We start from the raw sequence: 14,075 nt of genomic DNA, 5'->3' as shown, positions 1-14,075 counted from the left end.
TACCCTCTCTGGATGATGCGCATCGCCCCGACGACGATATGAACGTCCCATTTCCGATTCGCAAGGAGTGTCCGCCAGGCGCCTGCACGTGCGGCCGCGAAACCCTGCTGGGCGACCCGCAGGCAGACATCCGGATCCTGAGGCTGACCAGGGAAGAAGAAAAAAGGCTGATCACCCGCCTTGAAAGCCTGTCGAGCCTTGCCGACCTGAAGGACATGGAGCGGCGCATGTACGCGCAACTGGGCATCGTGCTGACGATCACGCCCAGCATCCACGAAGTGCGCACGGTGCGCGGCATCAGCATCCAGGTGGAGGAGCAAACCGGGTTGTGCCGCAAGACCAAGCAAGCCATTCCCGCGGCGATACGGCGTTGCCTTGAGACAAACCCGGATATAGCGTACGCGATCCTGAACGCGCACGACTTGCTGGACGGCGCCTAAGGCTTCTCCCCACCTTTCATTCCGCCACGATCTTCCGGTCACCGGCGATGTGCTTCCACTGCGCAAGATCCTGCCTCATGCGCGCGCCGAATTCGGACGGACTCATTGCCTTGGGCGCCGAGCCGTCCGGTTCAAGCACGACACGCACATCCTGCGACGCAGCAATCTCATTGATCTCGCGGTTCAGCCTCTGGACCAGCGGCGCGGGCGTGCCGGCAGGTGCGAGGACACCGACCCAGATCTCGATCCCATAGCCTGGCACCGATGTCGCCAGTGATGGCAATTCGGGAAACGCCGGGTTCGGCCGCTGCGAGGTCACTGCCAGCGCCCGCACCTTGCCGGACTTCAGCTGCGTCACGAGCGAGCTGTAATTGGACATCATGACGTCGATCTGCCCCGCGGCCAGGTCGATCATCGCGTTGGAAGCCCCTTTGTACGGGACGTGCATCATCTGGACTTTCGAGATGTCGCACAACAACTCCGTCGCCAGCTGCGCCAGCGAACCGATCCCCGCCGAGCCGTAGGTCAGCGCGCCTGGCTTGGCGCGCGCTGCCGCAATCAGCTCGGCCGGCGACGTGATCTGGGTCGAGGACGAGACCGCCAGCAACAACGGCCCCTCGGCGACCATGGACACCGGCGCGAACGCGGCAAGCGGATCGTAGGGCGAGCGAGGCTGGGTGGCGGCAGCGGTCAGGAAGGTCGATGACGTCAGTAGCAGCACGGACCCGTCCCGTGGCGCCTTGGCAACCGAATCGGCACCAACGACGCCTGCCGCACCAGGCTTGTTTTCCACGATGACCGTGGTCCCCAGGCGCTTTGCCAGCCCCGGCGCGATCGCACGCGCGATCACGTCGTTGCTCGCGCCCGCCGAAAACGGCACGACAATTCTCATCAAAGGCGGCACCTTGGCATCGGTCTGGGCCGCCACCATGGTTACCGCGGACATCGCGGCAAGCAACAGGGCAATGTGGGCTAACGTCTTTCGCATTCGGCGCTCCTATCTCAGTGGGTAGAGCAGCATGGATGTCAGGAACCGGGACCCGGGTGTCCACCCGGGTCCCGTGGAATCCGGCGATGTCCTGCCTAGGCAGGGATATCAAGGTCCAGCAGCGGCGCGTACTGCTGGGCGCCAAAGATGTCGCCATCGCCGGCGCTGCCGCTGGGCCGGGCGCGATAGATCGTGAACTTGATCGCGTACGCGGGATCGTATTCGACGAAATCCGAGATCCGTTCGACCGGAATCGCGTATAGCGCGGCCATGCTTTCCCGGCTCAGCACGCGCGAGCGCTTGACGTGTTCGTACTCGTGCGCCTCGCGAAAGATGATGTCGAAAGTGATCTTGTTGACCCCCGCGTTCTTGCTGCGGATGATCTTGGCGAGTTGATGCAGTTTTTGCGTTGTCTTCGTAGTCGTCGTTGTCATATGCGGCTCCAGGCTCAGACGCCAACTTCAATGAGGTGGGTGGGGAACAGCGCCATGGGGTCTTGCACCTCCACCGTGTGGTTCAGTGTCCAACGGTAGGCCGCGCTGGCGTGCAGGACTTCATCCAGCGGGAATGACACCGAACCGGCCGTGCCTTTGACGTCAGGCAGCCGCGCATAGAACATCTGGCGCAAGCCGATCATCGTCACCTCCTCGGCCATCTCGCGGGTCGGGGCGACCCCTTGCACCAGCACGCAGAGCTCGTGCCCCGGGCGGTCGCGCAGCGGCTCCAGCTCGCCCATCACGCCATCGCGGCCGTACACGTTGTAGTGCAGTTGATAGCCGCTGTCGCCAAAACGCACGCGCACCTGCTCGCGCGCCCACGCAATCACCCGGTCCACGTTGGCAATGGTGTAGGGATCGCGGATGCCGCACAGGCCGACGAAGCGCTCGCCCACCTTCCCCGCTCCTTCCAGCTTGACCCGGACCGTTTCCGCCTCGATAAAGCGCGAGCCCGTGATGCGCGTGGTGCGATTGCCCATCTGCTCGTAGCGACAATGCGTCATGTCCAGCTTGCCCCCGGCGACGAACTCCTCGTACGGATTGGAGCGCTCGTACATCGCATGGCCGGATACCGAGGCGACGGTGCAGCGCTGCTCGGGGTGCATCGCCGTGACCTGGACGTCGTCGTGCGAGATGACGCCCATCACGGTCTCCTTGCCGCCATAGGGCTCGGCACAGAACGACGCGCACTCGAGCACCTTGCCCAGGTAATAGGAATGATCGGCGGAAAAGCCGTGGTGTAGCGCCGGCGCGGCAAAGACCGCGGCATCCGAGCTGCGCCCGCCGATGATCACGTCGGCGCCCTGGCGCAGCAGCTCTACATAGGGATGAACACCGGCCATGGCGACAATACGGTCGGTCGCATCGAGCTCGCTTTCGGTCAGGTCTGCAAAGCCGTCGAGCCCGCTCACCGCCCTTCCGGCGCGCATTGACTCGCGAAGAAAGGCCTTGTCCACCTCGGAATAGAAGTAGCCGACCCGGAACTTCCTCAGGCCATGCTTGGCGGCCAGTTCGCCGATGATCCGCACGTACAGGTCCACGCGGCTGTTCGATCCCGTATCGCCGGCCGAGCCGATGATCATCGGCACGCCGAGACGGCGCGACGCCAGCAACATTTGCTCCAGATCGTGCCGTTGCCACGCTTCGGGACTCGTCGAAGTGTCCGACCCCAGCGGCACCGGGCCCACGTCATCGCTTCCCGAATCGGCCGCGATGTAGTCAGGGCCCGCCTCCACCCCCAACCCAAAGCTCTCGGTGCGCAACGGCGCGAAGCCGAGATGGCCATTAGGGCAAATGATCTTCAGGGACTGCATGCAGTGTTCTCCAGATGGTGTCTTCCCCAAGCCGGGCTTGACGATTCATCTAGAGCAGATTGCATGCCACAGGGCGAATCATGTAGATATCTTTATATTTCAGTAACTTAGCATTAGACATCCAGCCTTTCGCGTGATTTTCACGCGAAAGAAGGCGCGCAGTTGCGTGAAACTCACGCCCCCTCTTCGTCACTTCCGGCAGTCGGGGCCAGCAGGCCCAGCTTCATCATCTGGTGCCGCAAAGCGTGCCGGCTCAACCCCAGGTTCTCGGCCGCCGCACTGAGGCCCTGGTGGCACGACACCAACGTCTGCTCAATCAGCACGCGTTGGAAGCGTGCCGTGGCCTCGTAATAGTCCTGCCCCCGCTCGGACGCAGCATGCCCGTCCATTGCAGCCGGCTGCGCCACGGCATCGTCCATTGCTCCCGCGGGGCGCGCCACGTCCCGCAGGATGCGCGCCGGCAAGTGATACGGCCGGATGCAATCGCCTTCCTCCAGCACGCAGATGCGTTCCAGCAGGTTTTCAAGTTCACGCACGTTCCCCGGCCACTGGTACGCGCGGAAAATGCGCTCCACCTCCGGATCCAGCCGCCGGAAGTGGCTGCCGTACTGCGCGTTGTACTTCGCCAGCGCGTTGCTCGCGAGCCGGAAAATGTCGTCGCCACGCTCGCGCAGCGGCGGGATATTGATGGCGATCACCTGCAGCCGGTAATACAGATCCTCGCGAAACTTGCCGGCCTTGACCTCGCTCAACAGGATCTTGTTGGTCGCTGCGATAAAGCGGGCATCCACGCTGATGGGACGCACCGCGCCGACCCGCCGGAATCGCCGCGTGTCCAGCAGGGTCAGGATCTTGGACTGCATGACAGGATCCAGCTCGCGGACTTCGTCCAGGAAGACCGTGCCGCCATTCGCCGCCTCGATCAGTCCCTCCTTCCTGCTGACCGCGCCGGTAAACGAACCGCGCTCATGGCCAAACAACTCGGATTCGAGCAACTGGGCGGGAATCGCAGCGCAATTGATATCGATGAACTCGCGCCCAGCCCGATTGGACTGCGCGTGGAGCATGCGCGCCACCAGGCTCTTCCCCGTCCCGGTCTCGCCATAGATCAGCACGGTGCTAGCCTGGCTGCGCCCAACGCGGGCGACCAGTTCACGCAGAGCGACGATGGAGGGATGGTCCCCAACGAGCTGCGGGCGAGAAGGTTCGTTCATCATGGGATACGAGAGCCGGCGCCGGGGCGGAGGACGTCCCGGCGCCGGCAAGTTGAGGTCGGTCATCTGCGCGGAAGATTAACCTATTCCGGCGCGGTGACGGGGATCGAGCGGATGGGTGCATGCGCCACGGGGACAAACACCGCGGCGGCAAGCGCTGGTCCAGCCGGGAATGATGGCGTGGGCGTTGCCATGGGACCTGGACGTTGTCCGGGTTCACCACCTACCGGAGACGGCCGCGACACTCCATGCGGCCAGCCCTGGGGGTTCCGGTAGCCCCCGCACGGTGATCCGATTCCCCGCACCTCCATGGCGGGCGGCATCCTGCGGCAAAGCGCGCTGCCTCACGAACGGTTCGCCCGAATGCTCGCAAGACGGATCCCAATCGAGGCCGAGAGGCCGCCCGCACGCGTCCAGTTTCAAGCAGAAGGCGTCCATTGGCCCCGCGAGCCCAGTGCCGAGGGCCTTGAGCACCGCCTCCTTGCCCGTCCAAGCCCGCAGCACGCCTTGGGCCTGGCAGGCGGGCGGCAGTGCGGCCAGTGCCGTTGATTCGCGGCGCAGGGCGTGGCGCACCAATGCCGGGGGGGCGTCAAGTTGCCGAACGGCCTCGATGTCATTGCCCACGCGTACCGTGCTCGACCGGACGAGTGCCAAGGCCGACCACTCGGCGCTATGGCTCAGGCTGAAGTCAACGTCCGGCCAAGCCGGTAGCCAGGGCTTGCCGCCAGCCGCAATCTCGAAGTGCAGCGACTGCGGCGCCGCCCCAAGCCACAAGCCAAGCCGCCGCCGCAAGCCTGCGTGGCTGCGCAGAAAGCGCCGCCGCTCTCTCTCACGGGGAAACGCCACCCAGCGCATACGTTCGTCGCTGTCCAGCAAGAGCCAATCCTCGGCATCGCGCGCCGCGTCATCATGCAAGCCCGACCAGCAGGCGCATTCCACAAGGACCCCGAGCAGCCTCAGGCGGTAAACGAGCGGCACCGGGCTTATTGACACGTCGTCGGAATTCGCTGGGAAGTACGCCGAACTCCTTGCGAAAGGCGGCGCTGAAATGGTTGACGTTCGAATAGCCTGGACACTGTTGCCGAACAGCGTGTGAAAGCCTTGCTGCAGTTTGAGGTGCTCATGCCGGAGCTCCGGTTGACGGCGGGGCGCAGGCTATGCTGACGGCCAAGGCAGCGCTGGGGAGAACCAGGCTGCCGTGGTCCTCGCCCTCCAGCAGACGGAACTCGGCCCGCAATCCCTGCACGCCCTGCAGGCTCTGCGTGAGAGCGCGGGCAGAGCCGACCTGCTTGCGCGCCTGCTGGCGGCGCGCGCGTTCCGGATCCGCGTTCGGCACGCCTTCTTCAAGGCTGCCTGCCGTGATCAGCAAGCCGATGGGCGGCTGAAGCAGCGACGCCTGCCGCACGAACTGGTCCCGGAATCGCAGGATGGCGCGATCGCCCCACCAGATCGAGGGGCTGGCCGCGATGTAGTTCTGAAACATGCGGCTGCGGGTGAACAAGGCGTACAAGGTCAGCAATCCGCCATAGGAATGGCCGAACAGGATCTGCCGCTGTGGATCGATGGGTAGCTGCCGCGCCAGCCACGGCTGCACGTCATGCTCGAGAAAGGCCAGGAAGCGATCTGCACCGTTGCGGCTCGCTTCGGGTGTTGAGCCCGGTATCGCGGCCAAAGTGTAGTCGTCGGTGCGCCTCTGCATGTCGTAAGGGGCATCCGTGGCATATCCCAGCCCGACCACTACCGGCGTACTGGCCCGCGCTCCATCGGGGCGCGCCGCGCGGTTGCGCGCCAACTGCGCGATCAGGGGAAACAACGCGTTACCGTCCAGCGCGTACAAGACGGGATATCCCTGCTGCGGCGCGGGCTCGGGCGGCAATGCGACGAAAATGCGCCGGCGTTGCCCGGCGATCGTCACGTCGATCTGCCGGCTCGCAGGGACCTGAACGGGCGCCGAAGCGGCAAGGCTCGGCAAGCCGGATCTCATGGACGTGACGCAGCCGGAGAGCGCGCCCCCCAGGCTCGCCAACAACAGCGTGCGGCGTGTGATGGATGCGGATACCGGCATGTCAAGGCCCGAGGCTCGTCCAGCATTCGCCCTGCAGCGCGACCGGCTGGATGCGCGCGGTGTTGGCGGGAATGCGGGCGCTGCAGCCCGCCAGCTCGATAACGGTCTCCTGTGCCTGCGCTGCGCTCACCGTGCAACACAGCACCTGCGCGCAGAGCCGCAACAAAAATTTACTTGTCTTTCTCAGGTCGATCCGGCGATGATAATGATTCTCATTTAATTTTATCCTGAAAGGGATGTGCGTTGTAGCGCCGTTTGTTTGGCGAAGCAACGAAATGGTTTGCGCCGCCCCGCCGGATAAGCGGTCGGCACCGCCAAGCTCAGAGGGGCAGGCAGCATGGATGCGCTCGAAGACCGTCTTCTTGATCCCAGCAAGCCAGGATTGGCTGAACACATGGCCAAGATCCGTGAAGTGCGACCGGGCCTGCAAGTGCACGCCGATGACGCGACGGACGAATTCAATGGCACCGTCTTCGGACGCTGCGCCCCCGGCCTGCACCTGGTGCTGCTGCTCGAGGGAAAGCTGGACCTGTCGTATGGCAACCGGCGCGTGGTACTGACGACTGCCTGCCCACGCAGCGCACGCGAGCTTTCCCATGGGCGACCGGGCTGCGCTCAGTCATTCCTGATGAATGCCATCGAGCCCGAAGCCTTCAGCCGTCGAATCAGCAAAGGAAACTATGCGCGACGACTTAGCTTCGTCATCTCCGACCAATGGCTGCAGCACCTCCAGGAGGCCAGTTGCGCGGAGATGCCGGCGCGCTTGCGTTCTCTGCTGTCCTCTCACCTGCTAACGCAGCCCTGGCAGCCTACGCCACGCGCGATAGCCCTGGCCGAGCAGATCGTCCGACCGCCTGCCTATGAACCGATCTTGCAGGCCATTTACCTGGAAAGCCGCATGCTGGACCTGCTGGCGGAGGCATTGGCGCCACCCCGGGGCAGCCAGAGCATCATCCACAATTTCGCGCAGCCAAGTGCGACGGGCCTTAGCGCGAGAGGGTATTGCCGCATGGCGGAGCTGCGGGCATTCCTTAGCGGTGCGGCAGCCAACCAGCTTTCGCTCGAGGATATGGCGCGCCAAATGGGCATGAACGCCAACACCATGCAGCGGCAATTCCGGAGCGCCTACGGCACGACCATATTCGATTTTTTGCGCGAGAGCTCGCTTCAGCGAGCCCGGCTGGCGCTGGAGCACGATGCCCTCAGCATCAAGCAAGCGGCGGCACTAGCCGGCTATACCAGCCCTGCAAATTTCGCAACTGCCTACAAACGGCGTTTCGGGGTGACACCGAAGCTTGCCCGACGCAGCGGCCAGCGCTGAAGACAGTCGCGCAAACAAGTTCGTTTCTTGCGCAAACACTTCGCATGCTTTCAACCTAGATAATGAAACGCGAATGCCTCTCATTAACTAAGTTGAAATCATGTCACATTCCTTACCCTGTTTTGCCCTCAAGTCCGCAGTGGCTGCCGGTGTCCTGGGGGCATCCGGTGCCTTGGCGCAGATACAACCGGGGCAGCCACCAGATGGCGAGGCAACGCTGGGGACCGTGGTTGTGACTGCCAGTCAGCGCGAGCAGGCCATCAAGGAGGCCCCGGCCAGCATTTCCGTGATCACTCGCAAGGATATCGAGGCCAGACCATACAACTCGCTGGCCGACATCATGCGTTCCGTGGAAGGTGTCAGCGTGGTCGGCGCCGGCCCTAACGACCAAGACATCTCGATCCGCGGAATGCCGGGCGAATACACGCTGATGCTGGTGGACGGCAAACGTCAGAACACCAGGGAGACGATGAATCGAAGCACGGCTGGCGTTCAAGCCAATCTGCTACCTCCGTTGAGCGCGATCGAGCGCATCGAGGTGGTGCGGGGCCCGATGTCGTCGTTGTACGGCGCGGATGCGATGGGCGGCGTGATCAACGTCATCACGCGCAAGGTTCCCGAGAAATGGGGCGGCACGGTCACCGTCGGCGGCGTGCTGCAGCAGGAGAAAAACCAGGGCGACACCCAAAGCGTCGATTTCTGGGTCGGCGGCCCGATCAAGAAAGATGTGGTCGGCTTGCAGGTGTCGGGCAAGGCGTTGCATCGCGGCGAAGACAATATCTATTACCCGCTCAATGGCACCAGCGGCGCAAACGGTCAACGCGACCTCAGCTTTGACGTCAAGCTGGCGGTCAAGCCGGCGCGCAATCAGGATTTCAGCCTGAATGCGGGACGAGAGCAACTGACCTATCTCAGCACGCCCGGACAGAGTATCGCGGTCCCGACCCCACGCAATGTGCCAACGACCATCGTCGAGACTCGCCATGCGCGCGAGTACTGGGGCGTCACGCACAGTGGACGATGGGACTTCGGCAACTCCACCTTGTCCCTCTATGGAGAGCGTGGCACGCAGGACCAGTGGACGGCATCGGGCCGGACTCCGATCAAGCCGGCGATTACCGACACGGTGCTCGAAGGGAAACTGGAGGTGCCATGGGCGGGAGAGCGCAATATCCTGACCGCGGGTGGTCAGCATATCTGGGCCCAGCTGTCCGGCGTGGGAAGGCAGGATGCGGTGCCGAAGGGCCATGCCCCGAATTCGGACAGCATCAAGCGCGATGCCTGGGCCCTGTTCGGCGAGAACGACTATTTCGTCAACAGCAGATTCACGCTGACCACAGGCGTGCGGCTCGACCATGACGATCGGTATGGCAGCCATGTCAGCCCGCGCGTTTACGGCGTATACAAACTCAGCCCGACATGGACGATGCGCGGCGGCGTGTCCTCCGGCTTCAAACCCCCTACTCTGCGTCAGAGCACCGCTGGATATTGCATGACAACCGGCGGCGTGGCGGGCGCCGTCCCCGGTACCTTGTGCGGGAACGCGAACCTCAAGCCCGAAACCAGCCTCACGCAGGAACTGGGCGTGCGTTACGACCAGGGCAAGAGTCAACTCAGCCTCACCCTATTCAACAACCTGCTCAAAAACAAGGTATCCAGCTACGACACGGGGGTCGCCGACCCCAACTCCCCTGGCCGCAATATCTATGCGTACAACAACATCGACAAGGTCAAACTGTACGGCCTCGAACTTGGCGTCGGCACACATCTGGCCACGCAATGGAAGATCTCCGGGTCGTACACGATGACCCAATCGCGACGCGAGGGCAAATCGGAAAGAGCATTCAATGGCAGCTCGCTGAACGGTTACCCATTGGATAAGACACCAAAACACAAGCTCAATATGCAGGTGGATTGGACACCCCTGCCCCAGTTGAATCTCTACACCGACATCAACTACATCGGCAGCGAGCAATGGGCAGCATTCCGGAATGGCGCCCAGGGCGTACGCGAAAGACCCTCCACCACCACGTTCGATCTGGGCGGCATGTATCGCATATCCAAGAATCTCGCGATCAATTTTGCCGTGCTGAACCTGACCAACAAGATGGTGCCCGTGGACGACCGTAGTCGCGCCAACGGCTTGAGCGGCAACTGGATGGTGGACCAAGGCCGCCGCTTCGCGCTGAGCCTGACAGCTCAGATGTAAAGATCTTCAATCGCACTCACGACCCGACGTCCCATGTATTTATTAGTGATGCTATCCATTCGGATTGTTCACATGCCGATTGACTCGTTCGTTACTGCTCGGCCATGGCCAGTGCAATGAAAAGCAAGCAATGACGCATGACCGTTGCAGGTGAGAAGAAACGTGGGACCGGTATGCGAATCCTTCCACGTCAACCTAAGTTGGGGGCAAAAAGAATGAATGCTATTCCTCGTGCGGAATCTTCACTCACGGCACATCTCCTCCTGGACCTGTACCGAGCAGATTCACGGCTCTTTCTCTCCAGCCCCAGTCATACGTTGCTGGCGCAGGATGTCATCGACGAAGTGCCTCATTCCGACGATCCGCTAGGCCAGCGTGTACAGCTTGCGCTGAACCAAGCCAGCGCCAAGGGGCATCCGAACCCGGTGGCGGCCGGCGCGATCCCGTTCGACGTTGGCCAGCGCGCGGCGCTTGGTGTCGTCCGCGCGTTGCTGCGTGCCGGGCCCCTGACCGTTTCGCCACCGCCGCTGCCTGCCGCCGAACGCTACGCGACGCGTGCAGTTCCCTCTGGTGAAAATTATGCGGCCGGGGTAGCGCAGGCCATAGCGAACATTCACGCCGGCTATCTGGACAAGGTCGTGCTGGCGCGAGTGCTGGAATTGGCCGGCAGGCACCCGGTAGATGCGCGCGCGCTGCTCACCCGTCTCGCGGCGCGCAATCCCCGCGGCTACACCTTCTCGGTGGAGGTGGGCGAAGGACGCACGCTGCTCGGAGCCAGCCCCGAATTGCTGGTCAGCCGCTACCAGGGCGTAGTGCGGGCCAATCCGCTGGCTGGATCGGCCCCCCGCAGCAGCAACCCGCTTGAGGACCGTCGCCGCGCTGAAGCGCTGATGGAGTCCGCAAAAGATCTGGAAGAGCACCGCGTGGTTGTCGATGCCGTGAAAGAGAGCCTGGCTCCGCTGTGCAAGATGCTGAATGTGCCCAGACGGCCCGCGCTGATGCACACAGAGACGATGTGGCATCTGTCGACTGAAATCAGTGGCACGACGCGGGCCGATGCATTGACGCTGGCACTGGCCTTGCATCCCACACCCGCGGTGTGCGGCTATCCGCGCAGTGTCGCGAGGGAACTGATTCTGCAGACCGAACCGTTCGATCGCGGCTTTTACACCGGCATGCTGGGCTGGGTGGACGCGCGCGGCGACGGCGAGTGGATTGTCGCCATCCGCTGCGCGGAAATCGCCGCCAATACCTTGCGCCTGTTTGCCGGAGCGGGCGTGGTGAGGGATTCGCTGCCGGATGGGGAGCTGGCGGAAACGACGGCCAAGTTCCGCACGATGCTCGACGCAATGGGCGTGGCTCATGATGCCGCGAGCGGTGCGGCGCCGGAGGTGGCGGCATGATACAGGCCCATTGCACGCCCTGGCCGGATGCGGTCGCCAACGACTATCTCGGGAAGGGATATTGGCAGGGTCAGTCCTTTCCACAGTGGTTGGCTCGACTGGCCGAGCAATATGGCAGGCGTACCGCGTTGGTGCAGGGCGAAACGCGATGGACATACCGCGAGCTCGCGGATGAGGCACAGCGTCTGGCCAGCGGCTTCGTCGAACTGGGGATTCTCCCGCGCGATCGCGTTGTGCTGCAGTTGCCGAATTGCGCCGCATTCTTCATCGTTGTCTTCGCGCTGTTCAGAATCGGTGCGCTGCCGGTCTTCGCACTGCCGGCCCACCGCAAGCAGGAGATCGGCCATTTTTGCCGGCATGCCGAAGCGGTGGCCTATATCGCGGTGGACCGTCATGCCGGATTCGACTACCGCGAATTGGCGAAGAGCGTGCAAGCGGAAGCGCCGACGCTCAAGCATGTACTGATAGCCGGCGATGCGGGAGGTCACATCGCGCTGGACAGCTTGCCTGCAGGCGTGGCCGAATTGCCCGCGGCTCCCGCCGCCAGCGACGTCGCGCTTCTGCAGTTGTCCGGCGGCAGCACCGGCACGCCGAAGCTGATCCCCCGCACGCATGACGACTATCTCTACAGCATTCGCGAAAGCGCGCGCATCTGCGGCCTGACCGAGGACAGCGTCTACCTGTGCGTTTTGCCCGTCGCGCACAACTACGCAATGAGTTCGCCCGGCACGCTGGGCACGCTGCATGCGGGCGGGACCGTCGTGTTGAGCGACAGCGGCAACCCTGATGCGGCCTTTCCGTTGATTGCGCGGGAACGGGTGACCATCACCGCGCTGGTGCCGCCGCTCGTACAGGTCTGGCTTTCCGCCGCCCGGGAGCGGCGGGATGCGTTGGCCAGTTTGCAGGTGGTGCAGGTCGGGGGCGCCCGGTTCGGCGACAGGCTGGCGCAGCGGCTGGAGATCGGTTTGGGCGCGAAACTGCAGCAGGTGTTCGGGATGGCTGAGGGACTCGTCAACTATACGCGGCTCGACGACCCTGTCGACGTGGTGGTGCGCTCGCAAGGCCGCCCGCTCTCGCCGGACGATGAGATCCGCATCGTGGATGACGAGGATCAGCCCGTCGCGCCGGGCGAGGTGGGCCATCTGCTGACCCGCGGCCCCTACACCATTCGCGGCTATTACAAGGCCGATGCGCATAACGCGCGCGCTTTCACGCCGGATGGCTTCTACCGCACCGGCGACCGTGTGCGCATGACGGAAGCGGGCAATCTGGTGGTGGAAGGCCGTGCGAAGGATCAGATCAATCGCGGCGGCGAGAAGGTCTCGGCTGAAGAAGTGGAGCACTTGCTGATGGCGCATCCCGAGGTCGTCGATGCGGCGCTAGTGCCGATGCCCGACGCCTATCTGGGCGAGAAAATCTGCGCCTATGTGATCCGCGGCAATCCGGCGCTGCACGCGGTAGGCCTTTTGCGCTTTCTGCGCACGCAAGGCATTGCCGCCTACAAGATTCCTGACCGCGTCGAGTTCGTCGACGTTCTCCCGAAGACGGCCGTCGGCAAGACCAACAAGCTGGCATTGCGCAGGGACATCGCGAATCGGCTGGCAGCCGCCGAGGCGGCCGCCGGATAAATCACGGTGAATGAACAGCCCGCCCCGCGTCATCCATCACATCCACTGAATATTCGTATCGTTGATATGGCAATCCAAAAGATCACCTCTTACACCATGCCCGCGGACTTGCCTGCCAATCGGGTGGCATGGTGTTTCGATGTCAGTCGCGGGGCTTTGCTGGTGCACGACATGCAGGACTATTTCCTGGATTTCTATGACCGTCGGGCAGCTCCCATTCCTGATCTGCTGGCACATACGCGGCGCCTGATCGATATCGCGCACGCCACCGGCATGCCGGTGTATTACACCGCGCAACTACCTCGGCAGACAGCGACCGAACGAGGCCTGCTGACGGACATGTGGGGCCCCGGATTGACGGCGCAGCCAACGCGCGGCGCCATTTGCGCGAGCCTGTCCCCCTCGCCTGGCGATCATATTCTCGACAAATGGCGCTACAGCGCGTTTCAGCGCTCAGAACTCGAAACCATGCTGCGCCAGCAACAAAGGGACCAGCTTGCCATTTGCGGCATCTACGCGCACATCGGCTGCCTGATGACAGCGTGCGAGGCGTTCATGAGAGACATCCAGCCATTCTTCGTGGCCGATGCACTGGCCGATTTTTCCCGGGAGGCGCACAGCATGGCGCTCGATTACGTGGCGCAGCGCTGCGGCAAGGTCGTGTGCACGGAAGAACTGGCCGCCGGAATTGCCGCGCGCGGCTTCGTCAGGCCGCGGTCGCTCTCCGCGCTGACGGCGCAGGTCGCGCGCAGCCTGCAGATAGTGGAAACGGATTTGCAGTCGCACCACAACCTGATGGACTGGGGACTGGACTCGGTGCGCATCATGGCCTGGGTCGAGGAACTGCGCCAGGCCGGCGCGGACGTCAGCTTCGTGCAATTGGCGCAAGAGCCGACGCTCGCCGCATGGTGGCGATTGCTGCAGGGCGCCGCCAACACGCGCGCATGAATGGGGCGTTCCTGCGCATGCAACGCCCGATCTCACGAGCGAACGAGAA

The 14,075-nt window shown here is 63.4% G+C and carries 13 protein-coding genes; 7 read left to right on the top strand and 6 right to left on the bottom strand.

The features are described 5' to 3' along the window. Positions 1 to 38 precede the first annotated feature (38 nt). Positions 39 to 440: a hypothetical protein gene (locus tag AC1DS6_RS35150; protein WP_477104206.1), complete on the top strand. Its 402-nt coding sequence runs from the start codon at positions 39 to 41 to the stop codon at positions 438 to 440. A gap of 16 nt (positions 441 to 456) precedes the next feature. Here the strand turns inward: AC1DS6_RS35150 and AC1DS6_RS35145 are convergent, their stop codons facing one another. The 6 genes from AC1DS6_RS35145 to AC1DS6_RS35120 all read right to left on the bottom strand — a co-directional run bounded on the left by AC1DS6_RS35145 (position 457) and on the right by AC1DS6_RS35120 (position 6,424). Beyond that, a complete protein-coding gene (locus AC1DS6_RS35145; protein ID WP_441632470.1) occupies positions 457 to 1,371 on the bottom strand; it encodes a tripartite tricarboxylate transporter substrate binding protein in 915 nt (304 codons plus the stop codon). A 152-nt stretch (positions 1,372 to 1,523) separates the two neighbouring features. Next, on the bottom strand, positions 1,524 to 1,862 hold the full coding sequence (locus AC1DS6_RS35140) for a DUF4387 domain-containing protein (protein ID WP_441632468.1): 339 nt from the start codon (positions 1,860 to 1,862) through the stop codon (positions 1,524 to 1,526). 14 nt (positions 1,863 to 1,876) lie between these two features. Further along, positions 1,877 to 3,238 (bottom strand): acyclic terpene utilization AtuA family protein, encoded by a 1,362-nt coding sequence (locus tag AC1DS6_RS35135; protein WP_441632466.1) that lies wholly within the window; start codon positions 3,236 to 3,238, stop codon positions 1,877 to 1,879. Between the two features lie 173 nt (positions 3,239 to 3,411). Next, entirely contained in the window at positions 3,412 to 4,455 is a 1,044-nt protein-coding gene (locus tag AC1DS6_RS35130) for a sigma-54 interaction domain-containing protein (protein ID WP_477104205.1), read from the bottom strand. Between the two features lie 213 nt (positions 4,456 to 4,668). After that, the gene (locus AC1DS6_RS35125) at positions 4,669 to 5,328 is read right to left on the bottom strand and encodes a 4'-phosphopantetheinyl transferase family protein (protein ID WP_441632462.1); all 660 of its coding nucleotides are present in this window, start codon (positions 5,326 to 5,328) and stop codon (positions 4,669 to 4,671) included. Positions 5,329 to 5,572: 244 nt separating this feature from the next. Then, positions 5,573 to 6,424, bottom strand: a complete 852-nt coding sequence (locus tag AC1DS6_RS35120) for an alpha/beta hydrolase (RefSeq protein WP_441632460.1) — start codon at positions 6,422 to 6,424, stop codon at positions 5,573 to 5,575. 10 nt (positions 6,425 to 6,434) lie between these two features. Between AC1DS6_RS35120 and AC1DS6_RS35115 the strand changes: the two genes are divergently transcribed. From AC1DS6_RS35115 to AC1DS6_RS35090, 6 genes are all read left to right on the top strand, one after another. Beyond that, on the top strand, positions 6,435 to 6,737 hold the full coding sequence (locus AC1DS6_RS35115; protein WP_477104204.1) for a hypothetical protein: 303 nt from the start codon (positions 6,435 to 6,437) through the stop codon (positions 6,735 to 6,737). 117 nt (positions 6,738 to 6,854) lie between these two features. Next, positions 6,855 to 7,838 (top strand): helix-turn-helix transcriptional regulator, encoded by a 984-nt coding sequence (locus AC1DS6_RS35110; protein WP_477104203.1) that lies wholly within the window; start codon positions 6,855 to 6,857, stop codon positions 7,836 to 7,838. A gap of 100 nt (positions 7,839 to 7,938) precedes the next feature. Continuing rightward, on the top strand, positions 7,939 to 10,047 hold the full coding sequence (locus tag AC1DS6_RS35105) for a TonB-dependent receptor domain-containing protein (RefSeq protein ID WP_477104202.1): 2,109 nt from the start codon (positions 7,939 to 7,941) through the stop codon (positions 10,045 to 10,047). Positions 10,048 to 10,262: 215 nt separating this feature from the next. Next, complete coding sequence (locus tag AC1DS6_RS35100; protein ID WP_477104201.1) at positions 10,263 to 11,450, top strand: isochorismate synthase; 1,188 nt, start codon at positions 10,263 to 10,265, stop codon at positions 11,448 to 11,450. Further along, on the top strand, positions 11,447 to 13,078 hold the full coding sequence (locus tag AC1DS6_RS35095) for a (2,3-dihydroxybenzoyl)adenylate synthase (protein WP_477104200.1): 1,632 nt from the start codon (positions 11,447 to 11,449) through the stop codon (positions 13,076 to 13,078). Before AC1DS6_RS35100 ends, AC1DS6_RS35095 begins: the two co-directional genes overlap by 4 nt. Positions 13,079 to 13,084: 6 nt before the next feature. Continuing rightward, complete coding sequence (locus AC1DS6_RS35090) at positions 13,085 to 14,026, top strand: isochorismatase (protein WP_441632449.1); 942 nt, start codon at positions 13,085 to 13,087, stop codon at positions 14,024 to 14,026. Positions 14,027 to 14,075: the final 49 nt, after the last annotated feature.

This window comes from Cupriavidus sp. 05L310, assembly GCF_056398185.1.
Note: the sequence above shows the minus strand (reverse complement) of the source record. Positions and strands in the feature narration are given on the sequence as shown.

Bases quoted from the DNA above. Each gene is read 5' to 3' on its own strand.
- AC1DS6_RS35150 (WP_477104206.1), top strand. From the start codon at position 39: ATGAACGTCCCATTTCCGATTCGCAAGGAGTGTCCGCCAGGCGCCTGC.
- AC1DS6_RS35145 (WP_441632470.1), bottom strand. From the start codon at position 1,371: ATGGTGGCGGCCCAGACCGATGCCAAGGTGCCGCCTTTGATGAGAATT.
- AC1DS6_RS35140 (WP_441632468.1), bottom strand. From the start codon at position 1,862: ATGACAACGACGACTACGAAGACAACGCAAAAACTGCATCAACTCGCC.
- AC1DS6_RS35135 (WP_441632466.1), bottom strand. From the start codon at position 3,238: ATGCAGTCCCTGAAGATCATTTGCCCTAATGGCCATCTCGGCTTCGCG.
- AC1DS6_RS35130 (WP_477104205.1), bottom strand. From the start codon at position 4,455: ATGATGAACGAACCTTCTCGCCCGCAGCTCGTTGGGGACCATCCCTCC.
- AC1DS6_RS35115 (WP_477104204.1), top strand. From the start codon at position 6,435: ATGGACGTGACGCAGCCGGAGAGCGCGCCCCCCAGGCTCGCCAACAAC.
- AC1DS6_RS35110 (WP_477104203.1), top strand. From the start codon at position 6,855: ATGGATGCGCTCGAAGACCGTCTTCTTGATCCCAGCAAGCCAGGATTG.
- AC1DS6_RS35105 (WP_477104202.1), top strand. From the start codon at position 7,939: ATGTCACATTCCTTACCCTGTTTTGCCCTCAAGTCCGCAGTGGCTGCC.
- AC1DS6_RS35100 (WP_477104201.1), top strand. From the start codon at position 10,263: ATGAATGCTATTCCTCGTGCGGAATCTTCACTCACGGCACATCTCCTC.
- AC1DS6_RS35095 (WP_477104200.1), top strand. From the start codon at position 11,447: ATGATACAGGCCCATTGCACGCCCTGGCCGGATGCGGTCGCCAACGAC.